Annotated in this window: 23 protein-coding genes; 16 read left to right on the plus strand and 7 right to left on the minus strand. The window is 64.3% G+C overall.

The features are described 5' to 3' along the window. Window positions 1-107 precede the first annotated feature (107 nt). Both BV95_RS19665 and BV95_RS19670 read right to left on the minus strand, forming a co-directional pair. Window positions 108-896 carry a DUF7146 domain-containing protein gene (locus BV95_RS19665; RefSeq protein WP_234703253.1) on the minus strand — a complete coding sequence of 263 codons (789 nt, stop codon included), beginning with the start codon at window positions 894-896 and terminating at the stop codon, window positions 108-110. A gap of 116 nt (window positions 897-1,012) precedes the next feature. Then, window positions 1,013-2,317, minus strand: coding sequence for a replication protein RepA (locus BV95_RS19670; protein ID WP_037456189.1), 1,305 nt, complete (start codon window positions 2,315-2,317; stop codon window positions 1,013-1,015). 548 nt (window positions 2,318-2,865) lie between these two features. Here BV95_RS19670 and BV95_RS19675 point away from each other — a divergent pair. Beyond that, a complete protein-coding gene (locus tag BV95_RS19675) occupies window positions 2,866-4,068 on the plus strand; it encodes an AAA family ATPase (RefSeq protein WP_037456192.1) in 1,203 nt (400 codons plus the stop codon). Between the two features lie 267 nt (window positions 4,069-4,335). Continuing rightward, entirely contained in the window at window positions 4,336-5,313 is a 978-nt protein-coding gene (locus BV95_RS19680) for a ParB/RepB/Spo0J family partition protein (RefSeq protein WP_007406427.1), read from the plus strand. A 35-nt stretch (window positions 5,314-5,348) separates the two neighbouring features. Here the strand turns inward: BV95_RS19680 and BV95_RS19685 are convergent, their stop codons facing one another. Together BV95_RS19685 and BV95_RS19690 are read right to left on the minus strand one after the other, a co-directional pair. Then, on the minus strand, window positions 5,349-6,233 hold the full coding sequence (locus BV95_RS19685; protein ID WP_037456194.1) for a DUF4238 domain-containing protein: 885 nt from the start codon (window positions 6,231-6,233) through the stop codon (window positions 5,349-5,351). Window positions 6,234-6,245: 12 nt separating this feature from the next. Continuing rightward, a complete protein-coding gene (locus BV95_RS19690; protein WP_007406383.1) occupies window positions 6,246-7,172 on the minus strand; it encodes a hypothetical protein in 927 nt (308 codons plus the stop codon). A gap of 162 nt (window positions 7,173-7,334) precedes the next feature. Between BV95_RS19690 and BV95_RS19695 the strand changes: the two genes are divergently transcribed. Further along, window positions 7,335-8,573, plus strand: a complete 1,239-nt coding sequence (locus BV95_RS19695) for a site-specific integrase (RefSeq protein WP_037456196.1) — start codon at window positions 7,335-7,337, stop codon at window positions 8,571-8,573. Window positions 8,574-8,887: 314 nt separating this feature from the next. On the opposite strand, the gene BV95_RS23290 is transcribed toward BV95_RS19695, so the two are convergent. Both BV95_RS23290 and BV95_RS19705 read right to left on the minus strand, forming a co-directional pair. Continuing rightward, on the minus strand, window positions 8,888-9,766 hold the full coding sequence (locus BV95_RS23290) for an AAA family ATPase (RefSeq protein WP_009824028.1): 879 nt from the start codon (window positions 9,764-9,766) through the stop codon (window positions 8,888-8,890). Further along, the gene (locus tag BV95_RS19705; protein ID WP_004212864.1) at window positions 9,693-11,093 is read right to left on the minus strand and encodes a Mu transposase C-terminal domain-containing protein; all 1,401 of its coding nucleotides are present in this window, start codon (window positions 11,091-11,093) and stop codon (window positions 9,693-9,695) included. The genes BV95_RS23290 and BV95_RS19705 overlap by 74 nt, the downstream gene beginning before the upstream one ends. Window positions 11,094-11,284: 191 nt before the next feature. On the opposite strand from BV95_RS19705, the gene BV95_RS19710 reads away from it, so the two are divergent. After that, window positions 11,285-11,857, plus strand: a complete 573-nt coding sequence (locus BV95_RS19710) for a recombinase family protein (RefSeq protein ID WP_037456197.1) — start codon at window positions 11,285-11,287, stop codon at window positions 11,855-11,857. 289 nt (window positions 11,858-12,146) lie between these two features. After that, the gene (locus tag BV95_RS19715; protein ID WP_013039112.1) at window positions 12,147-13,349 is read left to right on the plus strand and encodes an aspartyl protease family protein; all 1,203 of its coding nucleotides are present in this window, start codon (window positions 12,147-12,149) and stop codon (window positions 13,347-13,349) included. Here BV95_RS19715 and BV95_RS19720 read toward each other — a convergent pair. Further along, a complete protein-coding gene (locus BV95_RS19720; protein WP_004212867.1) occupies window positions 13,343-13,759 on the minus strand; it encodes a MerR family transcriptional regulator in 417 nt (138 codons plus the stop codon). The genes BV95_RS19715 and BV95_RS19720 overlap by 7 nt on opposite strands. A 78-nt stretch (window positions 13,760-13,837) precedes the next feature. Between BV95_RS19720 and BV95_RS19725 the strand changes: the two genes are divergently transcribed. The 11 genes from BV95_RS19725 to BV95_RS19775 form a co-directional block, all read left to right on the plus strand. Beyond that, the gene (locus BV95_RS19725; RefSeq protein WP_004212870.1) at window positions 13,838-14,464 is read left to right on the plus strand and encodes a cation efflux transmembrane domain-containing protein; all 627 of its coding nucleotides are present in this window, start codon (window positions 13,838-13,840) and stop codon (window positions 14,462-14,464) included. Continuing rightward, complete coding sequence (locus BV95_RS19730; protein ID WP_004212871.1) at window positions 14,464-16,431, plus strand: cytochrome c/FTR1 family iron permease; 1,968 nt, start codon at window positions 14,464-14,466, stop codon at window positions 16,429-16,431. Before BV95_RS19725 ends, BV95_RS19730 begins: the two co-directional genes overlap by 1 nt. A gap of 73 nt (window positions 16,432-16,504) precedes the next feature. Further along, the gene (locus tag BV95_RS19735) at window positions 16,505-16,801 is read left to right on the plus strand and encodes a hypothetical protein (RefSeq protein WP_007406840.1); all 297 of its coding nucleotides are present in this window, start codon (window positions 16,505-16,507) and stop codon (window positions 16,799-16,801) included. A 60-nt stretch (window positions 16,802-16,861) separates the two neighbouring features. Further along, window positions 16,862-18,139: a TolC family protein gene (locus BV95_RS19740; RefSeq protein ID WP_037456198.1), complete on the plus strand. Its 1,278-nt coding sequence runs from the start codon at window positions 16,862-16,864 to the stop codon at window positions 18,137-18,139. Continuing rightward, window positions 18,139-19,317 (plus strand): efflux RND transporter periplasmic adaptor subunit, encoded by a 1,179-nt coding sequence (locus BV95_RS19745; protein WP_004212877.1) that lies wholly within the window; start codon window positions 18,139-18,141, stop codon window positions 19,315-19,317. The genes BV95_RS19740 and BV95_RS19745 overlap by 1 nt, the downstream gene beginning before the upstream one ends. A gap of 3 nt (window positions 19,318-19,320) precedes the next feature. Then, the gene (locus BV95_RS19750) at window positions 19,321-22,566 is read left to right on the plus strand and encodes an efflux RND transporter permease subunit (RefSeq protein ID WP_004212878.1); all 3,246 of its coding nucleotides are present in this window, start codon (window positions 19,321-19,323) and stop codon (window positions 22,564-22,566) included. 53 nt (window positions 22,567-22,619) lie between these two features. Further along, a complete protein-coding gene (locus BV95_RS19755) occupies window positions 22,620-23,108 on the plus strand; it encodes an SRPBCC domain-containing protein (protein WP_004212879.1) in 489 nt (162 codons plus the stop codon). Beyond that, a complete protein-coding gene (locus BV95_RS19760; protein ID WP_037456200.1) occupies window positions 23,105-23,482 on the plus strand; it encodes a hypothetical protein in 378 nt (125 codons plus the stop codon). The genes BV95_RS19755 and BV95_RS19760 overlap by 4 nt, the downstream gene beginning before the upstream one ends. Window positions 23,483-23,529: 47 nt before the next feature. After that, window positions 23,530-23,943, plus strand: coding sequence for a hypothetical protein (locus tag BV95_RS19765; RefSeq protein WP_004212881.1), 414 nt, complete (start codon window positions 23,530-23,532; stop codon window positions 23,941-23,943). A gap of 3 nt (window positions 23,944-23,946) precedes the next feature. Continuing rightward, a complete protein-coding gene (locus BV95_RS19770) occupies window positions 23,947-24,633 on the plus strand; it encodes a ZIP family metal transporter (RefSeq protein WP_037456202.1) in 687 nt (228 codons plus the stop codon). Further along, window positions 24,630-25,104: cation efflux transmembrane domain-containing protein (locus BV95_RS19775; RefSeq protein ID WP_037456203.1), on the plus strand; the 475-nt coding region annotated here is incomplete at its 3' end. The genes BV95_RS19770 and BV95_RS19775, both read left to right, overlap by 4 nt.

The raw sequence follows: 25,104 nt of genomic DNA on the forward strand, positions 1-25,104 counted from the left end.
CTCTGCCCAGCAGGGCAAATCCCGAAAGGAGAAAACCCCATCTTGACCCACCGATGATATCCGAAACATAACCTTCAGGCGGGTCACTTCTCGGTGGAAATCCCGGGTCAACTCTCAGTGGCAATCAACACCGACCGGGCGTAATGCGCTTGGGCACTTTCGGCTGCCCTGTGCCCTTCGGAATCGTTGTCCTCGGCGACCAGGAGCGTTGTGACCGTGGGCGGAATGACGAGCTGGTTGAGCCGACGTGCGCCGAGTGAAGCCCAGCACGGGAGGTTGCTCAGGCGCGCGAAAGCGTCGGCCGTCTCAAAGCCCTCGGCGATGGCAAGGGTGTTGCCCCCTGCCCCGCCCCGCCAAGCGCCGTGCCCCGGGGCGCCAAGCATGACCTTGCGCGTGTAATGGGCGGTGTCGGGGTTCAGGAATATGCGTTGAATTGCGACCAGACGGTTTCCCTCGCGCACCGCTACCAGGAGAGCGGGTTCGAAGATCGTCTTCGGCTTGGGCAGGTAAGGGCAACGCGGATGGAAGCGAAGATCGCGTGGTGGTGGGAGGAGGTTCCGGCACTGGAGGTAGCGCTCGGCAAGGGTGCCCGGAACGTCGACCGCCTCATTCCAGATTCTTTCGACGTTCATCGGCCGCGGCGAGTCCGCCAAGGCGGGTGGCGGATAATGGCGACCCGGGCGAACAAGGCGCAGTTCACGCAGGACGTCTTCGCGCGAGCATCCTGCGAAACAGGTGACGAGAATGCCGCGATCCCCTTGCCGAATCGACAAGCTTGGATCGCGATCGCTGTGTGCGGGACAGCGGCACATCGCGACATTGCCGCTCCACGTGCCGCCCAGGGCCCCGACAATGTCGACTATCTCCTGCGATGGCCGTCTGGCTGTAAGCGGCATAATTCTACCTCCTGCTTACACGCTCGGCCCCTCCTTTCCTCTTTTCGGTCGGTCTGAGACTTGGAGACAGATTCAGCCTGCGCTCGCCTCAACGCGAACGGCTCGGAGATCATCGGTTAGTCGTCGCTTCGATTCGCGCGGCGTTCAGCATAGGCGACGACGAACTTCTCCCAGATCCGCAGCCACTCTGAATCGGTGCGCGGCCGGCTAAAATCGGGGCATCCCTTGCGGAATGCAGCCGCCATGTCATCCACTGACCACGGATGGCCCTTGGTCAGCGCGATCTGGCGGAAGACGGCCTCACGCGTGCCGTATGAGAGAGACCCGGCGGGGAACGGAAGAGTCGGCGCATCGTCCTTCGCGGGCGCGGACTTCGCTGCATGGGCCGGTTTGACCGATGATCTCGGTGCCGTTTTCGGAGCCTCGCCCCCGACGAGTCGAAGGTGCGGCCCCACGAGCTTGCGCTCCAGCGGTGCCGGTGACGGATGAAGAATGACCTTCCGCCCGGAGAGATCGACATTTGCGTTGGGATAGACCGCCGACACGATCTGCATGGTTTCGCGGACGGTCTGTCGGAAGCGCTTGCTGTCGGCCTCGTTGCCAAGGTGCTTGGCGAGCTGGTCCCATGAGATAACCTGGCCCTTGTCGGATCCAATCCGCGGGAGTCGGTAGGCAAGGTAAGTGTAGAGATCGAGCGCCGTTGGCGTACCCTTGAGCTCGCGGATGGCGATCTCATTGAGTGGCACGGCATGGTCGATGAGGTGCGAGTAGAACGCCTCGGACATACGGATTTCGCGCGCGAATGAGCCGTTCTTGTCGAGCGAACCGGCATATTCGTTGGAAATCTTGACGTCCCGGACAGCGAAGGCGTTGTCTTCCGTGTCGGTGCCGTCCCAGCGGATCTGCCACTCGCACGCCAGCAGCCGATCCACCTGCTCTCGCATCAGGTTGGCCGTCCCGCGTGGTCCATAAGACACGGTCTGGTAGCCAAGGCGGCGCATCCACTCGGTGAAATTGCGGCCAAGATAAACGTCCCGCGATTGCTTCATGACCGCCTGAGAGAGGAGGTAGATCAGGGCAACGCGTGGATAGGCGCCATAAGGCACACCAAGGCTTCGCATGACGGACTTGCCGTCGACATTCTGAAGCACTGGCCTGGGATTGATGGCCAGCGCATATTTGCCGTCCTCACGGACGATGGGCTGAGTGTCGTCCTTGGGCCGCTTGGTTGGCAGCGACATCGCACAAAGCGCGGAGTGGAGGAAGGCAGGAACCGGTTCTTCGTCCTGGACGCGCAGGAATGCGTCCAAGGTGAGCTGGGTGCCGGCGGTGGTGGCGAGCTTGCGGACGCTCTCCTCGCCGCCGTTGAGCATGGCTAGTGCGTACTGATGCCCCAGCGGCCTATGCTGATCCCCATTCATGGTCTGCCCTTCCCCCCGAATCGACCGGGGGCTGTGATGGGCATGTCTCAACAGGTTTGAGGCGTGAAATCAACCCCGTTGGCAGTTTGGGAGGGGAAAAGGCCGCGAGAGTTGCAGAAACACCGATGATGTCGGTGCCGTTCTGCGGCCTCCCCCTGCCCTCCTTCACCCAAAATCGAAAAATCAAAACGATTCGCGAATCGGTTTTTTATAGGGTGATTCTAGTAATAGGTATGGGCTCTGAGATCATCGGTCGGCTCGCACCGAGATCATCGCTGATACGCACCGAGATCATCGCAAAGTACCGAGATCATCGGTGGTTATCCACAGGTAGCCGTTTGTCGCCACAATCCCAGCGCCAGACTTTGCAGCAACACGCAAAGGCACGGAGATCATCGGTCGCAGCCGCCGCCGATTGGCCAGAAAGCGCGCACATGCGCAAGGGGCTCGGAGATCATCGGTCAACTTGTAAGTCTGGTGGCCATTTCCTTGCTCGAAACTGCCAACGTGGCTATCATGGCGCATCAAACCCACAGAAGCGGACTGAGATGGCTACCGACCCCTCCCTAGCACAGCCGGACGACCTCATCGAAGGTGGTCTGGACGTGCTCCACAGAAAGTCGTTGACGATCCTCAAGCGCATTCGTGACAGCGCGGTTGATCCCGAAACCGGTCAGAAGAAGGGTCCGACCTTCCCGATTTCGAAAGCTGCTGCACTGGTCGGGCGGACGGCATCTGCTGTCCGGGAAGCGGAGCGCGACGGCCGCCTCCCCGCTCGAGGGCGGACGGGCTCCGGGCATAGGCTGCAGTATACGCTCGAAGAGCTTGATCATATGCGCGAGGTGTTTGGAACGCGTCCCTGGCGCGAGCCAACCGATACCCCGGCGATCATCTCGGTCTGCAACTTCAAGGGGGGCGTCGGCAAGTCGACGATCGCGCTGCATCTCGCCCAGCATTTTGCCATCAAGGGCTACCGGGTCCTGTTCATCGACTGCGACAGCCAGGCGTCTTCAACCATGATGTTCGGCTATCGCCCCGACGTGGACCTCGACGAGGAAGACACGCTTTACGGGCATTTTCACAATCCGGAGCTGCTTGGCGTTCGCAAGATTATCCGCAAGACGCACTTTCACAACCTCCACCTGATCCCGTCGAACCTGCGACTTTATAATCTCGAGTATGAGATCGCCGGGCACATGGCGCGAAATCAGAACATGGAGATCATCGACCTGATCGCGCAGGCCATTGATGAGGTGGTCGATGACTATGACGTCGTGATCATGGACCCGCCGCCGGCATTGGGCATGGTGTCGATGGCTGTGCTCCAGGCCGCTAACTGCATGGTCATTCCGGTGCCGCCGAGCCTTGTCGACTTCGCCTCGACGGTATCTTTCATCGACATGACGCGAACGACGATGAAGCAGCTCGAGCAACTCGCGGGGCGGGGAAGGCCGGCCTACAACTTCATCCGGCTGGTCGGCAGCCGCGTGGACGAGAGCAAGTCGATGCACCGGGAGATACTGTCGATGATGCGGCAGGTCTTCGGTGGCTCAATGACGCAGTCGGTGATGGTCACCAGCGCCGAAATCGACAATGCCAGCTCCAGGATGAAAACCGTTTTCGAACTCGACAAGCCCGTCACGTCGCACGAGGTCTACAACCGCTGCATGAAGCATCTCAGCGACGTTTGCCAGGATATTGAGCAGGACGTTCTGCGCACCTGGGCGAGCAGGGCAGGGGGCCGAATTTAGGGAGAGTTGCCACGTGGCAACTCCGATATTTCTCACGTCGGCGAGCACGGGCAATCGGGGAGTGAGACGAAGCCGGATCACCGAGTTGCCACGTGACAACAAAGTGGAAGAACCCAATAGAAGCAATATGTTAGGTAGGAATACCATGTCAGATCGCACACGGCAGGAACGTCAGTGCAAGCGCCTGGGGGCGGCGCAGTTGCCACGTGGCAACTCTGGCCTGTTGGCACCCGTCGGCGAGGGCAAGAGAGAAGGAGAAACGGGCCGATGAGCAAGGGCAACAAGGGCTTCGGCTCGATGTTCACAGAGGGGCTCGACGACGAGGAGAACCTCGATAAGGCGACCCCTGCGGACGGCATCATGGCAAGTCGCAGCCAGACGCTCGCGCGCATCGCGACGGGGAAAACGGTCGCCGACCGGACGGAGTGGGTCGATCCGGAGCGGTGCCGCCCATGGCGGATGCACAATCGCGATCTGGATCATTTGAACGAAGATAGCTGCCGCGATCTCATCGACTCCTTCCTCTCCGCCAAGAAGCAACGGATCCCCGCTATCGTTCGGCGTCTGAAAGATGACCCGAACTTCGACTTCGAGATCATCGCCGGCGTCCGCCGTTGGTGGACGGTGAAATGGCTGCGAGCGCATCACCACCCGGAGTTCGAGTATCTGGTGACGATCCAGAGTGTCACGGACGAGGAGGCGTTCCGGGTTTCAGATGTCGAGAACCGCTCGCGTAAGGACATCTCGGATTGGGAGCGGGCCAAGGAATATACGGTGGCGCTCGCGGAGTTCTACGAGGGCTCGCAGTCGCAGATGGCCGAGCATTTAAACCTTTCCAAGTCGTGGCTGAGCCGGCTTCTCGACGTTGCGCGCTTGCCCGAACCAGTTGTCGCGGCGTTCTCCGATACGCACGACATCACGGTACGCGTCGCGCGTGACATCAAGCCGCTTACCGGAGATCCGAAGGCGCTGGCGAAGATGCGCGAAGAGGCTGAACGCATCGAGGAAGAGCGCAGCCAGAAAGGCTTGAAGCTGAGCGGGCCGGAAGTCGCGAAGCGGCTCGTGAAGGCGACTGTCGCGCCAGCCGTGAAGGCTGCCGCCGAGAAGGAGATCACCGGCAAGGGGGGCAAGGTCATCCTGCGCTATACGAAGGCGCGGGGAGGGGGGCTGACGATCAAGGTGCCGCCGAAGGCTGAGGCGTCGCCCGCCGAGCTTTTGAAGGCGATCGAGGGGCTGCTGTCGTAGGGTGATGGAGCGCGGCGTCTGGCGAGGTCGCCGCCTTATATGGCGTCCCGCTTATATTTGTCGGCGGTGCTCTGCGTCACGGAGTGGCGGCTTCGCAGGCCGAAGTTCGCGCGGATGAAGTCGCCGGCTTGACGCGTCCTCGCGCCTACGAACGCCTGGGCATGTCCCACGGTCGACCGGTTCTGCCGCGTGATCAGTTCTCGCTCGGGTAGGCTCACGATCCGATTTGCCAGCGTAGTGGACCCGGCAGCAACGAAGAGGGTCTCCGGTCCGATCGGAAGAGTGACATAGGACGAGGCACTACCAAGCCAGGCGAAGCTGACCGGCACGTCGAGCGGCCAATCGGAGACGAACAATTCCCGGCGATTGTTCGTCTTGATTATGCGCCAGTCCATGTTGATGAACGCTCGTCCGCGATCCGCGTCGTCGATGACCAAGCGCAGGACTTCCATCTGAAGCGCGCTCACGGCCTCGGGCGGCAGCGCCCCATCTTCGCCGCGCAGCACGGACTTCGCGGCCTCTGCGCTTGCGAGAGCGCCGACGGCGTCCTTCATGCCGCGCATATCCAGCGGTGTCCGGAACCACAGCGACATGACGAACCGGCCCCAATCCGAGCATTGCGCGTCGCTGAGCGAGTTGACCTTGCCGTCGAGGAGCAGCGCGTGAACCTTGGCCGCAGCGTCATCGATCACCTGCATGAACAGGGTTTCCATCTGCTGGGCATGCTCGGGCGGGAACCCGATCGTCTTGTACAGGTCCCGCTCGAAGCAGACGCTCTTGGGTGATGCAGGACTGCTCTCGATCTCCCCGATCCGATTGCGCCGATAGCGCAGCAGGGTGTCGCCATCCTTCCACTGGTCGAGGAGGAACTGCGGGATGAAGTGATGCCGGGACGGAGGGTTCTGTGGCTTGGATTGCACGGTGTCTGTGGTTCAAGAGGGATGAGCAAGTGAGGCGAGTAGCTTGCGCGCGCCTTGCGGGGTGACCTTCAACAGGCGCGCGACAGCGGCCGGCTGAAGGCCCGGATAGGCAAGCTGCAGGCGGGCAAGGAGAGGGGCCTTGCTCCGCTTCGTGACGGCCAGATCGGTCTGGATGCGCGACGCCGCACGCTCGATCGCGTCGAGGTCGCGCAAGCCAGCATGCGCCGTCCGACCGATCGCCTGGGCCAAGGTCTCTGCCAGATCGGCGGGGGAGGGGGGCAGAAACTTGGACATCAGGATGAACGAGGGGATCACGCGGGTCGTGAAGCCAGCGCGGCACAGCATCCGCGGTACGGCGGCGGCGATCAGCCAGTTTCGATCGCGTCCACGGGGAGGCAGCTCGAGAGCGCGACCATCGACGCTGACGACATCCCAGCTGCCTGGTGCCGCTGGTTCGGTCAGCGCGAACAGCTGGAAAATGCGGTTGGCGACAGAGAGGAGGTCACCGGAAGGGAAGGGGGCGTCCGCCACGGTTCGCAGCTGTCGCCACATCGGCCCGAAGTGCGCCAAGTCTTCGGCCGCATAAACCTTCGCCTCGGTGCGGTCATCGAGTACCGTACGGAGCACGTTGAGCGTGGCGCGGCCGAGCGAATCCTTGAGATCCTCGTCGCGGCTGAGCGCAAGGTGGAAGACGGCGGCAACCGAGATCGGATCGTTGAGGCCTTCGGAAGCGCGGGGAGGGGGTGTGCGGCCGGCGATCCAGTCCTGCAGGTCGCGCACCGCGATCGGCACGCCGGCGAGGCCGGCCAGGACGGTGGCGCCTTCCAGGCGCGAGCGCGCGAGAAAGATGTCGGCGCATGGACTACCGTGCAATCGGCCATCGAGGCGCCCGAGCAGGAGCAGGCTGTCGTCGGCGCGCAGGTTGTCTGTCCGCGTCATAGGATGGCGACAATGCCATGGCGGGAAACCAAAGTCAGCAGTTCGTTTCTACATCCGTGACCTCCCGAAAGTGGACATTCGATAATTGCACTTATCACATAAGCAGATTTGACCGTTCTTTATAAGGTGGGCTACAAGCGCGGCTGAGGAGCGAGGCGCGTCGTGAGCACCGAAACCGCCCGGGAAGGGCCAGAAATCCCCGTAGCGCCGCCTGAGGCTGTCCTGCCGGCCGTCAGGGCGCCGGCCGACCTTGCGTGGACGATCGTGCAGATGCGCGCCGGCGAGCGCATCACCGTCAACGAGGGCCTGATCGCCGCCTATCAGGCCGCTTCATCGCCCCATAGCATCCGTGCGCTCAAGTCCGACGTCGAGGCGTTCGATGCGTGGTGTAGGCGCAACAACCGGATCGCGCTGCCGGCCACGCCCGAGACCGTGGCCGATTATCTCGACGCGCGGGCCGGGAGGGGGAGCCGGCCGGCCTCGCTATCCCGCTACAAGGCGTCTATCGCCAAGATCCACCAGCTGCTCGAGCTCAAGGATCCGACGCCGGCGCCGCTGGTGAAGCTGCGGCTCCAGACGGTGCGCCGCGAGAAGGGGGCTGCGCAGAAGCAGGCGCGGCCGCTGCGGTTCAAGGGCCCGGTGCGCGACGTCGAGCGCGACAAGGCGCGGGGGCTCAACATCCGCGCGCTGCTCGAGAGTTGTGGCGAGGATCTGCCGGGGCTGCGTGATCGGGCGCTGCTATCGGCCGCTTATGACACCGGGCTGCGCGCCTCCGAACTGGTGGCGGTCGCCATTGAGCATATTGAGGAGGCGATCGATCCCGAAGCGCGGCTGCTGCAGATTCTGCGTCATAAGGGCGATCAAGACGGGGAGGGGGCGACCGCCTACCTCAGCCCGCGCACCGTCGCGGCGATCGCGGCGTGGACCGAAGCGGCGGGGATCACGACAGGGCCGCTGTTCCGGCGGGTGCAGGTGCGGCGCTACAAGGCGCGGGCAGCCGTGCGCGGTCGGCCGATCGACAGCATCTCGGGCCGGGAGACGTGGGATCTGCGCAAGACGCTGTCCAAGCCGGCGGTGAAGGCGCGCGTCGAATATGACATCGGCACCGTGGCGCTGCACCCGGGCTCGATCGGACCAATCTTTCGGTCGATCATCGGCCGCGCGTTCGACCGTGGCGCGCTGCCCGATTTGACGGCGGACGATCTGGCGCGGTTGCTGAAGGGGATCAGTGCGCACTCGACGCGGATCGGGCTCAATCAGGACCTGTTCGCCAGCGGGGAGGATTTGGCCGGCATCATGGACGCGCTGCGGTGGAAGTCGCCGCGGATGCCGCTCGCTTATAATCGCAATCTCGCGGCAGAGCAGGGGGCGGCGGGGCGCCTTATGGCGAAGATTGGCTAGTCATGACGGCCTAAATAGGTCTTTGGATGATGCCGTGCGACCACACGACGGCGGCAGGTAGATCGAGGGATTTGCGCAGCGGCAAGAACCGGAGAAGGGAGGCTGAGCCCCCGGGGTCTTGAGCTACAACGTTAAGCCTAAGAAACGGGCAGGGGCCTGGTAGCGCGTAGTGTATGAGCGAAGCCACCATCGCTCAAACTCATCAGCACAGTCCAATTTCGAAGAGGAAACAAGAAAGTGGTTCCGGAAACGGTATGGATCTTATCCTGTGTAAACGCTCGCGCTAAATGGCGGCGTTCTGATCGCGCTATTTGTCAGTTGCCGGGTCCGATGACGAGGCAATCGCGCGCGGCCTGAACGATGTCAGCGGTGACCTCCTCGACGCGGTTGAGGGTCATGATCCGCCGCATCTGCGCGAACAGGCGCTCCATGAGCCGGAAGTTGCCGCGCGTGATGCGGATCACGGCTGCCTGCGCTTCGATCGCGTCGAGTTGGGCCGGGTCGAAGCTGATCCCGAAATCGCCGGCGTGGGTCGCGAGCAGCAGCCGCATTTCGGTCTCGGTAAGCGGTTTGAACTCGTGGACGAAGCCGATCCGCGAGTAGAGCTGGGCATAGCGGGCGAGGCGCTTCTCCAAGCCCGGCATACCCATCAGGATCAGCCCGAAGCCGTGGCGATCGGCCATGTCGCGGAGATGTTCGAGCGACTTTATGGTCAGGCGGTCGGCCTCGTCGACGATGACGAGGGGGCAGGCGATGCGGGCGGCGTCATGGGTGATTTCGTCCTGCGAGCCGCCCGCGACCGTCAGCCGGGCATAGCCCAGCTTAATGAGGTTGAGGCCCAACACCGCGTCGATCGTCTTGGGCGTGTTGCTGACCGACACGGTGTAGAAGACGGCGCGGCAGCGAGCGACCTTTTCGCCAAGGAGCGCGGCAATGGGACGGAGCGCGGCATATTCCCCCAGGTCGGGGAAGCTGGAAAACTCGCGCGCCGATCGCGTCTTTCCGACGCCCGGCCGGCCATGACACACGCCGATATAGCGGTAGTGCGCGCAGGCTTCGGCAAACTCGACGAACCGGGCATGTTCGCGGGTCGCCAGGAACGGCTGCTCGACCAGGAACTCAATCGTCAGCGGCGTAGAGCCGGAGCCCTCGGTAGGTGGTGGGCCGGGAAGCCGTATCCTCTTGGTCGCCATCGAAGGTCTCCGTGGGGGCAGGCACCTGCTTGTCGCGCTCCTTCGCGCCGCGCCGGGCGCGCTGGATCGCGCGCAACGACGGGTGCCCAGCGTGCTCGGAGCTGAGCGCACGGCAGACGAACCGGCCCTGGTGGTAGACGTGGATCTCGGTCAGGTCGCGGGGGTCATAGACCGCCTCGACCTGCTCGCCGACGAAGGCCGCGAGCGTGGGTTCGACATAGCGCCTGCCCATCAGACGGATGCCGTCGCGCAGCACTTTACGGGGCTTGGGCACGTGCACGAGCAGCATGTCGAGCTGTTCAAGGCTGTCGGGCATTGCGGGCAGGAACCCGCCCTTCTGCCAGCGCGTGATCGGCGGTTCGCCGGTGCTGCCATGCGGGCGACGATGATAGACGCCGCACACGAACGCCTCGAAGCGGGCGCGCAGCTCGTCGAGCGTGAGCACTGGCGCCGACAGCGGCTTGCCCGCGATCAGGTGGCCGGGCAGGTCGGGCAGGAACATGTCGTTGATGGTGCGGAACAGCCGCTCGATCTTGCCGCGCCCGCGAGGACGCCCCGGCAGCGAATGGATGAGGCGGATTTTGAGGGCGATGCACGCCTGCTCGATATGCTCGGAGATGAAATCCGAGCCGTTGTCGACGTAAAGCTGTTCGGGAATGCCGCTGACGATCCATTCGGGATTGGGCTTGCGCCAGATCGCCTGCCGCAAGGCGAGCGCCGTGTTGAGGGCACTGGGGGCATCGAGGCTGAGGAAGTAACCGGCGATGGCTCGGCTGTGATCGTCAACGATGACGGTCAGCCAAGGACGCACCGGGGTTCCGGCATCATCGAGCACGAGAATGTCGAGAACGGTATGATCGGCCTGCCACATCTCGTTCGAGGTCGCGGCTTCGCGCCGATGCACTAGCTCGTGCTGGTCGCGGTAGACGGCCGGATCGGAGGCTGCGGCGATCTGGCTTGCCGGTATCGCCCTGACGACACGCGCGACGGCCGCATAGCTGGGGGTTCGGTGTCCATGCGCGATGGCGAGTTCCTGCACCTTTCGGTGAATGGCGGCGACCGGGGGTCGCGGGCGCTTGGTGGCGAGAGTGCGGGTCAGTTCGACCAGATGTTCCGGCAGGTGCAGCCTGCCCCGATCGTTGCGCGGCAGACGCGCGAGACCGGCAAGTCCTTCGGCACGGTAGCGCCCGAGCCAGCGCTGCAACGTCCGCTCGCTCAGCGTGCCGGTGCGGGCGAGGTCCGCGAGCGGGATGCCATCGGCGAGGTGCGGTTCAAGGACGCGGTAGCGCTCGATCGCCAGCGGCGGGACAAGCGCCGGATGCGTCACCGCCGACGGTCCGTGTCGCAGGTAAGGAAAACGGAGATTTGCCTGCCCATCGCCATGCGAGTCCGCTCGCGTTGCCAAACCGGCCTGTTCGACGTAAATCTACCCGGTAAAGAAAACTAGGGCAACATAGACCTGCCGATGACGACTTTCTTCCCAAACCGCGCCCGATCGGGGCGCCACCGGCCCTACGCATGAAAATCGGTTACGCCCGCGTATCGACCGCCGAGCAGAACCTGGACCTCCAGCGTGATGCGCTGAAGGCTGCCGGCTGCGAGAAGGTCATCACCGACAAGGCCTCCGGGGCGACTGCCGCTCGCCCTGGATTGGAAAAGGTGAAGGAGCTGCTTCGCGCCGGCGACACACTGGTGGTCTGGCGCCTCGACAGGCTCGGCCGCTCGCTCCGTGATCTGATCGGATGGATGACCTACCTCGACGAGGAAAAGGTCGGGCTGCTGAGCCTGCACGAGGCGATCGACACGACCACCACGTCGGGCAAGCTTACCTTCCACCTGTTCGGGGCATTGGCGGAGTTCGAGCGCAACCTGATCCGCGAGCGGACCCAGGCCGGTCTCACCGCAGCCCGCGCTCGCGGCAAGAAGGGTGGCCGGCCGGCCGCACTCGGCAAGGACAAGCGCGACCTGGCCGTCAGGCTCTACCACGAGAACACGATGCCGATCGCCAAGATTTGCTCGATGCTCGGCATCTCCAAGCCAACACTCTACGCCTATGTGCGATCGGCCGAGACCAAGCCGGTAGTCGCGTAGCGACGCTCGCCGACAAATAGCGCGATCAGAATGCCGCCACTTAGCGCGAGCGTTTACACCGTTCGCGGTCCCGATCGGCCCAGCGTCCCCCGGAACCGTTCGTTATCGGGAAGGCATCTAAGCGGTCTGCACCATCCTTCATCTAAAGTTCTCCAAGCGCTTCTGAGGATTTTCGGGCGCACCAAAAGCACTTGCTCCTCCAGTGGCTGGAGCATGTAACCGCAATTTGCTCTCCTGCGGACGGGGGGCTGGAGGTGGCTTTTTGACGGCCCGTGTTGAAGCAATCGGTATGTCTCGACGCTCATTAGTGGCGCGGCTGGTGGCCTGTGGAACCGGCTTGGTGCTCGGTTCTCCAACGCTCGCGCGACAGACTTCCCGGTCTGCGGGCTCGTGGAACTTCGGTGCGGCTCACCTCGAATGGGAGCCGCTGGAAGTCGGCACGGGTGATACCCTCCTTGTTTCGGCACAAGTGCGCGGAGTGCCGGTGCGGGCGGTGCTCGACAGTGGCAGCGGCGCGTCGATCATGAGCACGGCGCTCGCGGCGAAGCTCGGCTTGAACGATGGTGAGCGGCGCATGATTAGCGGGCTGAGCGCCAAGGCCCCGGTGCTGCTGGTCCGCGACATCGACGTACAGCTCGCCCGCGAAACCCGTCGCTTACCCTTTGCCGTCGTTGGTGATCTGAGTTCAGTGTCGGCGGCCTTCGGACGACCGATCGATATCCTCCTCGGTGCCGATATGTTCACGGGTAGCTGCATCGCGCTCGATTTCGCGAAAAGGCGTATGGCGGTCGTCAAGTCAGGCACGTTTCTCGCCGGTCCCGACTGGCGCGCTGTCGCGCTCGGGCGCGGTGCCAAGCAGGAGCTGTTCATTCGAGCTTCCGTCTCGGGTTTGCCTCCCGTGCCCTTGATGATCGATCTTGGCAGCTCGGCCGCGCTGATGCTCTCGTCGGCCTATGCCCGCGATCAAGGGCTGTTGAACGGGAAGCTCGTCTCGACCGCGGCGATCGGCGGCGTCGATGGTGTGCGTATCAACGATGCTTTCACGATCCAGAACATCAACATCGAAGGGCTTGGCGTCTCGAACGTCCCCACACTCGGGATGAGAGCTTGGCTCTCCACCAGCACGGTTGGCAATGTCGGCCTACCGCTGATCGCTCAATTCGACGTGGTGTTCGACGTGACCGCCGGATTCGTGTGGCTCCGGCCACTCGGTCCTCGTCGTCGCCTGCCGATGCTGAAGGACCGTAGCGGCCTTGGCCTCGCAGCCTCACCAACGGCGCTCACCGTTGTTCATGTGGCGGCGAACAGTCCCGCGGAAAAGGCTGGCTGGGCGGTCGGCGACCGGATCGTGGCGGTGAACGGCCATTCGATCGATGCGAACTATACGCGTGGGGAGCTCTGGCAAGTGCGCTCCCGGCCTGCTGGCACCCTCGTAAAGCTGACGATGGCCTCGGGTGATGTGCGCGAGCTCAGGCTGGCCGATTATTATTGATCGGCTTGAGGGTGGCCTTTGCCGATCGCCTTCATGATCCGACAATCGGCCATGCGCGCCTTGGTGCAGCTCTGGCTGAGCATTGCCAACTCATCCCGCAACACCGCGAGTTGCGCCAGTCTCTCCTCCACATCCTTGAGGTGCTGAGCAGCGATAGCTGAGGCGGCACCACAATCCTGGTCCGGGTTCTGCGCCAGCCCCATCAACGAACGGATCTCGTCGACGGAGAAGCCAAGCCGGCGACCGTTGCGGATGAAGTGCAAACGCTCAATGTCACTGGCATCGTAGGTTCTGCGACCCGACGCCGTGCGAGGGGCGGATCGGAGCAACCCGATCGACTCATAAAAGCGGATCGTCGTCACCTTCGTCGAGGTCTCGCTGGCGAGCTGCCCAATCATCACCGGCTTCATCATGCCATCCTTGCTTATGCGAACGTGTCGCACATTTCGCTTGCTTCTACAGCGACTGGAGGTGGTAAGGAAGGCCGCATGAATGCTTCTACCGAAAGCTGCGGGTGCCACGGGGAGCCCGCGCGCGCGCAAACCGATCCGGCCTATCGCCGTGCGCTGCTGACCGTCGTGGTGCTCAACCTCGGCTTCGGAGTCGCCGAGCTGTTCGGCGGGTTCATCGCCGATAGCCAAGCGCTGAAAGCGGATTCCCTCGATTTTCTCGGGGACGGGTCGATCAGCCTTATCGGTCTTCTCGCGCTTGCCTGGTCCGCACGGGCGAGGGCAAAGGTCGCGCTGACGCAGGGGTTGTTTCTCGGTGCGCTTGGCGTGGGCGTAATCGGTTTCGCGATTTGGCGCGCCCTGAACGCAACCGCGCCCGATGCCGAACTGATGGGCACAATCGGCGTTGTCGCGCTCGCGATCAATGTCGTGTCCGCCTTGGTGCTTGCGCGTTTCCGGGAAGGGGACGCCAATGTTCGCGCGATCTGGCTGTTCAGCCGCAACGACGCGCTCGCCAACGTGGCGGTGATCGCCGCGGCCGGTCTGGTGGCGTGGACAGGAAGCGCCTGGCCGGACCTCGCCGTCGCCGGCCTCATCGCCCTCCTGTTCCTCCACTCCGCTTATGAAATCGTCACTGGCGCTCGGCGCGAATTGGGAGAGCGGTAGTGCGTCTGCTCGCGTTGATCCGGGCAATGCTCTCGTTGCGGCTGCTCTCCGCGCTCGCGGCGCTGCTGATCCCTGCTGCGGCAATCGCCGAACCCGGCGACGTGCAAACCGCATGGCGGCTGCTCGACTATATGGCCGTCGATTATGGCGGCGCGGTCGCCAACGGTCGGATCAAGAGCACGTCGGAATATGCCGAGATGACGGAGTTCGCCGCGTCGGTCTCGACACGGCTTCAGGGCCTGCCGGCGAAGCCGGAGCGTCAAGCCCTCATCCAGCGGGCTGCCAACCTCCAGGCGGTGATCGCGGAAAAGGGACCGACTGAACAGGTGGCAACATTGGCGCACGGGCTCGCGGCCGATCTGTTGCGCGCCTACCCGGTGCCGCTCGCGCCCGATAAGGCTCCGAACCTCGTCTCCAGCGATGCCCTGTTCCGACAATCCTGCGCGTCCTGCCACGGGATGACGGGCAACGGCCGTGGCCCTGACGCCGCCAAGCTCGCTACGCCCCCGATTGCTTTCACCGATGCCGAGCGCGCGCGCCAGCGCAGCGTGTTCGCGCTCTATCAGGTGGTGACGCAAGGCATCGACGGGACCGCGATGCAGAGCTTCGCCGATCTGCCCAACGATCAGCGCTGGGCGTTAGCATTCCGAGCCGGGAGCTTCGCCTTCACGGATGCGCAGGCGCGCGAAGGCGAGCGGCTTTGGAAATCCGACCCGACCCTTCGCCGGCGCATTCCGGACCTGAAAACCCTGGTCGCGCTCACCCCGGCCGCGCTCGGCGCGGCGATCGGCGACGCCAAGGCTGACCCAGTGCTCGCGTTCCTGCGTCGTCATCCCGAACAGGTGATACAACAGGCTCCCGGCTCGCTCGCGGTCGCCCGCGCCAAACTCGCCGAAAGCGTGGCGGCTGCGCGGCGCGGCGATGCGCGCATGGCGAAAGAGCTGGCGCTGTCGGCCTATCTCGATGGGTTCGAGCCGATCGAGCCAACACTCACCGCGCGCGACGCGACGCTGATGGGTCGAATCGAGGGCGCGATGGGGGAGTTCCGCGCCTCGATCGACCGGGGCGCGTCGCCCGATGATCTCGCGGAGAAGGTCGCAGTACTGGGCGGCCTTTTCGACGATGCGGAAGCGGCGCTCGCGCCTGATGCCGCCACCGAAGCGTCCACGTTCCTGGGCGCGTTCACGATCCTGCTGCGTGAAGGGCTCGAAGCCCTGCTCATCGTTGTCGCCATGATCGCGTTCCTGCGTAAAGCCGAGCGCGGCGAGGCGCTGCGGTACGTGCATGGCGGCTGGGTCAGCGCGATCATCGCGGGCGGGATCACCTGGGCGGTCGCCACCTATGCGATCGGGATCAGCGGTGCGAGCCGGGAGCTGACGGAAGGGTTTGGCTCGCTGTTCGCCGCGGTCGTGCTGCTCTCGGTCGGGATTTGGATGCACGGCAAGGCGCAGGCCGATCAGTGGCAGCGCTATATTCGCGAGAAGATGTCGCGGGCGCTCTCGGGCGGGTCGGGCTGGTTCCTGTTCGGGCTGGCGTTCGTCGTAGTTTATCGCGAGGTCTTCGAGACGATCCTGTTCTATGCCGCGCTTTCGGCGCAAGGTGACAACGGGATGCTTCTCGCGGGGGCCGGGTCGGCGATTGGACTGCTCAGCCTGATCGCTTGGGCCATGCTTCGCTACAGTCGCAAGCTGCCGATCGCGCAGTTCTTCCGCTATAGCTCCTGGCTCATGGCGGTCCTGACCGTCGTGCTGGCGGGTAAAGGCGTCGCCGCGCTCCAGGAAGCCGGCCTTATCAACATCGCACCGCTCGCGGACGTGCCACGGCTGTCGATGCTCGGCGTGTTTCCCACTTGGCAATCGGTGCTGGCGCAACTCCTGATGGCGGTCGCCATTGCGGTCGGGTTCGCCTGGAACGGGCGCGACCGATCCCGCTCGGGTTCCGGCTCAGTGACCCTTGGTTCGAATTAGTGCAATGACATGAAAACCCTTCCGTGATAGAGGCAAGCTAGTGCGAGCCTTTTTGCCTTTCCTGACATGCCTGATGCTGGTCCTGACCAGCTTCTCCGGCATGGCCCATGCCGCCGATCTGGCGGGGGGAAGCATCGCGGGCGTTGAGTTCACGGTCCATACCGCCGGTGACATCGATCAGGTGCCATCGGACTCGGACAAGAATGTCCCGCATCATCACAATTATTGTCACGGACACGACGTCGGCGCGCCTGCGCGCACGACGATGGAATATACCCCCGTCCTCACAGTGCCCAAGCCGACAATCTCCGCCTCTGCGTCGCTCGACGGCCGCACCGGCATGGTCCATTTGAGGCCCCCCCAAGCCTGACGTCCGATTTGGGCGTGCGTTGGCGCGCCCCTGTCGATCATCGTCAGGAGTCCTATTTTCATGAATCGTATCTTCGCGGCCATGCTGGCCGCAGCGTCTTGCGCCACGATGGCGCAGGCGCAGGTCGGACCGTCCGCGCCTGTTGCGCAGGATGCGCCGGTCTACACGCTTGACCAAGCGGTCAGTGCAGCGGGCGGTTCGGCCCCTGCTGCGGAAGCGGCGACAGCTGGAATCGACGCGGCCCGTGCAGGTCGCACAGTCGCCGGCTTGCGGCCCAATCCGGTGGTTCAAGGCCAAGTCGAGAATGTCATCGGCTCCGGGCCGTATCGGGGGGTCCGCAGCGCGGAAACCACGGTCGGCTTTGCGATCCCGATCGAGCTAGGCGGCAAGCGCGGCGCCCGCGTCGCGGTCGCCAATGCGCAATTGTCCCGGGCCGAGATCCAGGCCGCGATCATCGCGGCGGATGTCCGGCTTCAGGTAACGCAGCTCTATGTCGAAGCGGTCGCGGCCGATCGCCGGGTAATGACAGCCCGCGATCAGGCCCGGATCGCCAGCGATGCGCTGCGGGCCGCGAGCGTTCGCGTGCAGGCAGGGCGGGCATCGCCACTCGAGCAACAGCGCGCGGATGTCGCGCGTATCAATGCCGACGCCAATGTGGAGCGGCAGCTTCGCTTGGCCGAGGCGGCCCGCGCCAATCTGGCGCGTCGGATCGGACGGCCGATCGACGGCCTGCTCGATGACACGCTGCTCGATCGCCTTCCCGGTGTGAACGTCTATGGGCCGTTGGCACCGGTCAACACGACCGGCACACTCGCGCTGGCGGCAGCCAACGCGGATTTCTCCATTGCCGAAGCCGGCGTGCGGCTCGCGCGCGCCAATCGCGTGCCTGACCTGAACGTCGGGCCGTCGATCCGCCGCCTGGAAGCGACCAACGACATGGCGGCGGTGTTCAGCGTGTCGATCCCGATCCCGGTGTTCAACAATGGTCGCGCCGCGATTGCGCAGGCGACCGCGCAGCGGACCCAGGCGGATGCGCAGCGCCGCGTGACCGCGCTCGACATCGAACAGGCGATCACGGACGCGCAGGCGCAGGCGGCCAATGCCGCAACGACGGCTCGTGCGGCGTCGGGGCCGGCGCTGGCGGCTGCACAGGAGGCCGCCCGCATCGCGCGGATCGGCTATCGCGAGGGCAAGTTCGGCCAGCTCGAATTGCTCGATGCTGAACGCACGCTCGCCGAAACGCGGGTCGCCGCGATCGACGCGCTTGCCAATTACCAGAATGCCCGCGCGCAAGTGGAGCGACTGACCGCTCGTGCGCCCAATGGGGGGAATCAGTGATGAAGAGCTTTTATCTCGCGGGCGCGGCGTCGCTCGCCCTGCTCTTGGCTGCCTGCGGCGGCAAGGATGGCGGAAACGAGGCAACTGCCGAAGGCGCAGCTGCCAATGAGACGGCAGCGGGCACGGAAAAGGGCGGTGCTGAAGGCGGTCATGCCGGTGAAGGCGTCGTCACATTGGGTGCCGACCAGATCGCCACAGCGGGCGTCCAGGTCGGACGGCCGATCATCGGCGGGGCCGGGACGATCGAGCTGCCCGCGATCATCGAGGGCGACCCACAGGGAACGCAGGTCGTCTCGGCCGCAATTGCGGGACGCGTGGTCGCGCTCACCCGTAACCTCGGCCAATCGGTCGGACGCGGCCAGACCATTGCGGTCATCGAAAGCCGCGAGGCGGCGCAGATCAAGGGCGAGGTCGAGGCGGCGCGGGCGCGGCTTCAGCTCGCTAATTCGAACCTCGCGCGCGAACAGCGGCTGTTCGCGCAGAGAGTCTCCCCTGAACAGGATCTGATCGCCGCCCGCACAGCGGCGACGGAGGCGCGGATCGCCCTGACGCAGGCGCAGAGCATGGTTTCGGCGGCGGGTGTCGGCGGCGGCGGGCTCAACCGGCTCGGCATTGCCGCGCCGATCTCGGGCCAGATCATTGCGCGCCCCGTGACGCTGGGACAAACGGTCGCGGCGGATGCCGAACTCTATCGCATCGCCAACCTGAGCCAGGTGTCGATCGCGCTTAATCTCAAGCCCGAGGATGCGGGCCGGGTGCGTCCCGGCAATACGGTGCTGGTGAAGGCGGCAGGCCGTCAGGCGACCGCCCGCGTGACCTTCGTGTCGCCGGCGCTTGATCCGCAGACGCGGCTCGTGCCTGCGCTCGCCACCCTCGACAATCGCGGTGGCGAATGGCGGGTCGGCGAGCCTGTGACGGCAGCCGTGCAGCTCACGGGCAGCGGCGGGAGCGGGGCGGTCCGCGTGCCGACGACGGCGGTCCAGAGTTTCGAGGGCAAGTCGGTCGTGTTCGTGCGCACGCCCACCGGCTTCAAGGCGACCCCGGTCCAGCTCGGCGATGCGTCGGGCGACACGGTGATCGTCCGGTCGGGCCTGACCGGCAACGAACAGATCGCCACCACCGGAAGTTTCACGCTCAAGGCCGAGATCGGCAAGGGCGAAGCGAGCCACGAGGATTAAGCCATGATCGCCCGTATCGTAACCTGGGCGGTCGAGAAGCGCTGGCTAGTCCTGCTCCTCACCGTCATCGTCGCCGCCATCGGCGCCTTTTCCCTCTACCGGCTACCGATCGACGCGGTGCCGGACATCACCAACAATCAGGTCCAGATCAACGTCCGCGCGCCTGCCCTCTCGCCCGAGCTGGTCGAGAAGCAGGTGTCGTTTCCAATCGAAACCGCGCTCGCCGGCACCCCCGGCCTGGAATATACGCGCTCGTTGAGCCGCAACGGCTTCGCGCAGATCACGGCGGTCTTTTCGGACGCGACGGACATCTATTTCGCCCGCCAGCAGGTGGGCGAGCGTCTGCGGGGCGTGCAAGAGAATCTGCCCGACGGCGTGAACCCTGAAATGGGTCCGATCGCGACAGGCCTGGGCGAGGTGTACATGTACACCGTTCGTCTCGATCATCGCGAGGACGACAAGCACAAGCCCGGTGAACCGGGCCAACAGCCCGATGGCAGCTACATCACGCCAGAGGGCGAGCGACTGACGACCGAAGAGGACAAGGCGACCTACCTGCGCACCGCGCAGGACTGGATCGTGACGCCGCTTCTGAAGACCACACCGGGCCTCGCCGGTGTCGACTCGATTGGCGGTTACGCCAAGCAGTTCCTCGTCGTGCCCGACGTGCAGAAGCTGGCCTCGCTCGGCATCACGCTGACGGACCTGGGAAATGCGCTGGAGCGCAATAACACCAGCGTCGGCGGTGGCTTCGTCAATCGCAATGGCGAAGGTCTGGCTGTTCGCTCGGATGCGCTCGTTCGCAATGCCAGCGAGTTGGCCAGGACCGTGATCGCGACACGTAACGGCGTGCCGATCACGGTCGAACAAGTTGCGACTGTGAAGACGGGTCAGGCGATCCGCATGGGTTCGGCATCGGAGAACGGTACCGAAGTCGTCGTCGGCACGGCGATCATGCGGATCGGCGAGAACAGCCGCATCGTGTCGACCGCGGTCGCTGAGAAACTGAAGACGATCAACGCTTCGCTGCCTCCTGACGTCGTAATTCAGCCGGTGCTGAACCGCACCGAGCTGGTCAATTCGACGATCAAGACGGTCGCGAAAAACCTGTCCGAAGGCGCGGTGCTGGTCATCGTCGTGCTCTTCCTGCTGCTCGGCAACTTCCGTGCGGCCCTGATCGCGGCGTTGGTCATCCCGATCACCATGATGCTGACAGGCTTTGGTATGCTGCGCGCTGGGGTCTCGGCCAATCTGATGAGCCTTGGGGCTTTGGACTTCGGTCTGATCGTCGACGGCGCCGTCATCATTGTCGAAAACGCGCTGCGCCGGCTTGCCGAGCAACAGCATCATGAAGGCCGATTGCTCAGCGTCAAGGAACGGCTCGCGACCGTGGCAGCCGCTGCGCGTGAGATGATCCGTCCCTCTGTGTACGGGCAGGCAATCATCATCCTCGTCTACGTACCGCTGCTCACGCTGACCGGCGTGGAGGGTAAAACGTTCGGACCGATGGCGCTGACCGTCATCATCGCGCTCGCCTTCGCCTTCATCCTCTCTCTCACCTTCGTGCCGGCGATGATTGCGATCTGGCTGTCGAAGAAGGTCGAGGAGAAGGACGGCCGCATCATCACGTGGCTGAAGAAGCGCTACGAACCCGGTCTCGACCGGGCCATGAAGCGCCCGACGCTGACGATCGGTGCGGGTGTGGGAAGCCTTGTGGTGGCGGCGCTTGCTTTCACTACGCTCGGCTCGGTGTTCCTGCCGCAGCTCGACGAAGGCGATTTGCTGATCCAGTCGCTCCGCATTCCGGCAACGTCGGTCCAGCAGAGCCAGGCGATGCAGGTGCCGATCGAGCGGATGATGTCGAAGCAGCCGGAGGTGCAATTCGTCTATTCCAAGACGGGCACCGCCGAGCTGGCGGCCGACCCGATGCCGCCGAACGCGACCGACATGTTCGTCATCCTGAAGCCGCGCAAGGATTGGCCGGATCCTGAGCTTCCCAAGGAGGAGCTGGTCAGCCGGATCGAGGGTAATCTCGCGAAGATTCCGGGAAATGCCTACGAGATCACCCAGCCCATCCAGATGCGCTTCAACGAGCTGATCGCCGGCGTGCGCGGCGACATCGCGGTGAAGGTGTTCGGGGACGACTTCAACCAGATGAACCGGACGGCCGAGCAAATCGCGGCGGTGCTGCGCAGAACGCAAGGCGCAGCGGACGTGAAGGTGGAGCAGACGACCGGTCTTCCCATGCTCGACATTCGCGTCAACCGCGACGCGATGGCGCGGTTGGGCGTTACGGCTCAGGATGTGCAGGACACCGTGACTGCGACGATCGGCGGGCGAACATCGGGCCAGATCTTCGAGGGCGACCGTCGCTTCCCCGTGGTGATCCGCCTGTCGGAGGCGCAGCGTGCCGACATCGGCCTGCTCCAACAGGTGCAGGTGCCGGTGGCAGGCGGCGGCTATGTACCGCTGTCCAGCGTCGCCGAGATCAAGGTGGTCGATGGTCCGAACCAGATCAGCCGCGAGAACGGCAAGCGGCGCGTGGTGGTGCAAGCCAACGTGCGTGGCCGCGACGTCGGATCCGTCGTGGCGGATGCGCAGGCGGCGATCGGCAGCCAACTCCGGCTGCCTGCCGGCACCTATCTCGAATGGGGCGGCCAGTTCGAGAACCTCCAATCGGCAAGCGAACGGCTGAAGCTGGTCATTCCGGCTTGCTTCATCTTGATCCTGCTGCTCCTCTACGGGGCGTTGGGATCGGTCCGCGACGCCGCGATCGTGTTCACCGGCGTGCCTTTCGCGCTGGTGGGCGGCGTCCTGTTGCTGTTCCTGCGGGGCATGGACTTCTCGATCTCGGCGGCAGTGGGCTTCATCGCCCTCTCGGGCATCGCGGTCCTCAACGGCCTCGTCATGGTCAGCTCGATCCAAGATCTGATCCGATCAGGGATGAGCCGCGAGGAAGCCGCGCATGTTGGCGCGATGCAGCGTCTGCGACCCGTCATCATGACCGCGCTAGTCGCCAGCCTCGGCTTCGTGCCGATGGCGCTGGGCGAAGGCGCCGGCGCAGAGGTTCAAAAGCCTTTGGCGACGGTCGTCATCGGCGGTCTGATCTCGGCGACGCTTCTTACGCTGTTCGTGCTGCCGACACTCTATGCCCGGTTCGGGCAGAAAGTGATCGAGAAACCCGAGCACTACAATGAGGAGCATGAAGGGGACGACCACGGTCAGACCTTCGTGAACAACTTGGCCTGATGGATGGGCGGGGCGATCCGCGATCGCCCCGCCCATCTCTGGGAGATGGGGATATGCCTCGCACCATAACCAGCTCGATGCTTCACGGCGGGCCACTGCGCATCTGGTCGGCACTCACCGATCCGGATCATCGCCGGGCGTGGAGTCCGCTCGTATTTCTCGATGATCCGTCCCGGCTCGGCGACACAGAATGCACCTTTGCGATCCAGGGCATCACCCGGCCAATTCGGACGCCAGCACGGATTGATCGATTCGATAAACCGCACGCCTTCGCTTGGTCCTGCGGCATCCCCTATCTGTTCACGCTCGAAGAGCGGTACGAGCTGGCGGGGGACGATGGCGGCACCAGGCTAACGCATAGCTGCACGCTGCGCGGGGCGCTCTCCCTGCCGTTCGCGGCGATGATGTTGCGCCGCCTGCGATCCCTGATGGTCGAATCTGACGATCGCCTCGCAACCTATCTCCGCTGGCGGGTAGGTCAGCCTGCCCGGGCTATCAATCGTCAGCGCGTCCCCTTCCGCTACAGGAGGAAGGCGCGATGATGATGCACTGTAAGCGGGTGCTGCCCGCCGTCATCCTCGTTGTCGGGCTCGCGGCGTGCTCGGAAAGAAAGCCGCCAGCCCCGCCAACGGAGCAGCAGATCCATTCGTCCGACAGCGCCGTGGCGACCGGGGAAATGGGGCGGCATAGATATCGCTGTTCCGACGGGGAACCGCTGTTCGTCGATTACAAGGACAACGGCCTGCAGATCGATTTGCGGCGCTCCAACGGGGGACCGCCGATGATGCTGACCGCGCCAGCGCAGGGCCTGCAATATGTCGGCGAAACAGCCACCGCGACCTTCAAGGGGTCGCAGCTCACCATCGTGGAAGGCGATGGCCGTACCCGGATCTGCGGGCAGGAAGGCACGCGATGAACTGCCCTGCCTTCGAACGCCACAGGGCGCTTCGTCGGAAGAGACCGATGTCTGACACGTCGATTTCAAATGTGACAACCTTGTGCGGCCTGAATCGGGCCGGTCTGGCGATCGCGCGCCTCGGCGTCGTTCTCGTCTCCGGGGCGGTTATAGGGGCGTGTAATCCAGCGCCGACCCAGCCTACCGAGCCGGCGCATGAAAAGCATCTGACGTCGAAACTAATCGCGCAGCGCATCATGTACTGCGACGACGGCACACGCGCCGATGTCGACTTCATCGATGACGGCTTGAAAATGGCCGTCACCTGGCTGCCGAAGGGCAGGACCGAGATCCTGCGCGCGCAGCGAACCGGTGACGAGTTTCGCGGCGACCATTCGCGGGCTGTCGTGGCGGGCGGATCGATCGCGTTCACGCGACGCGGGAAGATCCGCGTCTGCCACCGAACCCCGGAGGAGTCCTAGGAAATGCAGGCACTGCTCTATACGCTTGCGCCTGTGCTGGCGGTCGTGCTCGGCGCGATTGTCGCGAGCCGCACCAAGTTGAAACCTGGCCTCGTGGCGGGCCTACAGCATCTCGCTGCCGGCGTCGTGTTCGCGGCGGCAGCGACCGAAATCCTGCCGCAGGTCAAGCATGAGGCATCGCCCAGCGCGACGTTGATCGGCGGGGCGGCGGGCGTCGCGACCATGCTGGGGCTCAAGGCTCTTGAGGCCCGCTTCAAGGGGCCGATGGCGCTACTCGCCGCGATCGGCATCGACATTCTGGTCGACGGCCTGGTGCTCGGCCTCGCTTTCGTGGCGGGCGAGAAGGCAGGTCTCCTGCTGACGATCGCGCTCACTCTGGAAGTGTTATTTCTGGGACTGACGCTGACCGACGCGCTGGCGGAAACCTATCGCTCGCGCTTGCGCATCATCGTGATCGTCTCGGCATTGGCCCTGCTGCTGCCGATCGGCGCGCTCGCTGCCGTGCCGGTCGCCGCGCTGTCGCCGGTGATGATCGCCGGCTTCCTCAGCTTCGGGCTGATGGCGCTGCTCTACCTCGTCACGGAGGAGTTGCTGGTCGAGGCGCACGAGAAACCCGACACCCCGCTCATCAGCTCGATGTTTTTCGTCGGCTTCCTGGCCCTGCTGACACTTGAGGAGATGATGGGATGATCCCGGGCAACGACAACAATGGCGGGCAGGAGCGCCGCACACTGTGGATCGTCCTGCTGCTGAACGCGGCGATCGCTGCGGGCTTCTTCGTTTCCGGCTTCTTCGCGGACTCGAGCGCGCTGATCGCCAACGGCGTCGACAACCTGTCCGATACGGCTGTGTATGCGCTGAGCCTTGTGGCGCTCACCCGGGGCCAGACATGGAAGACACGCGCCGCGGTCGCTTCGGGCGTCATGCTGCTGATCTTCGCGGGCGGCATCTTGATCGATGTCGGACGGCGCTACGTGCAGGGCAGCGAGCCCATCGGACCTACCATGATGGTCATGTCCGCGATCGCCGGCGTCGTGAATTACCTCTGCCTGCGGCTGCTCCAGCGCCTCAAGGATCCGGACGTCAATCTCCGGGCCGCAACCACCTTCAGCTTCAACGACTTCATTTCCAACGGCGGCATCCTGATCGCCGGCGTGCTGG

This window comes from Sphingobium chlorophenolicum (assembly GCF_000722875.1).
Classification (GTDB): domain Bacteria; phylum Pseudomonadota; class Alphaproteobacteria; order Sphingomonadales; family Sphingomonadaceae; genus Sphingobium; species Sphingobium chlorophenolicum.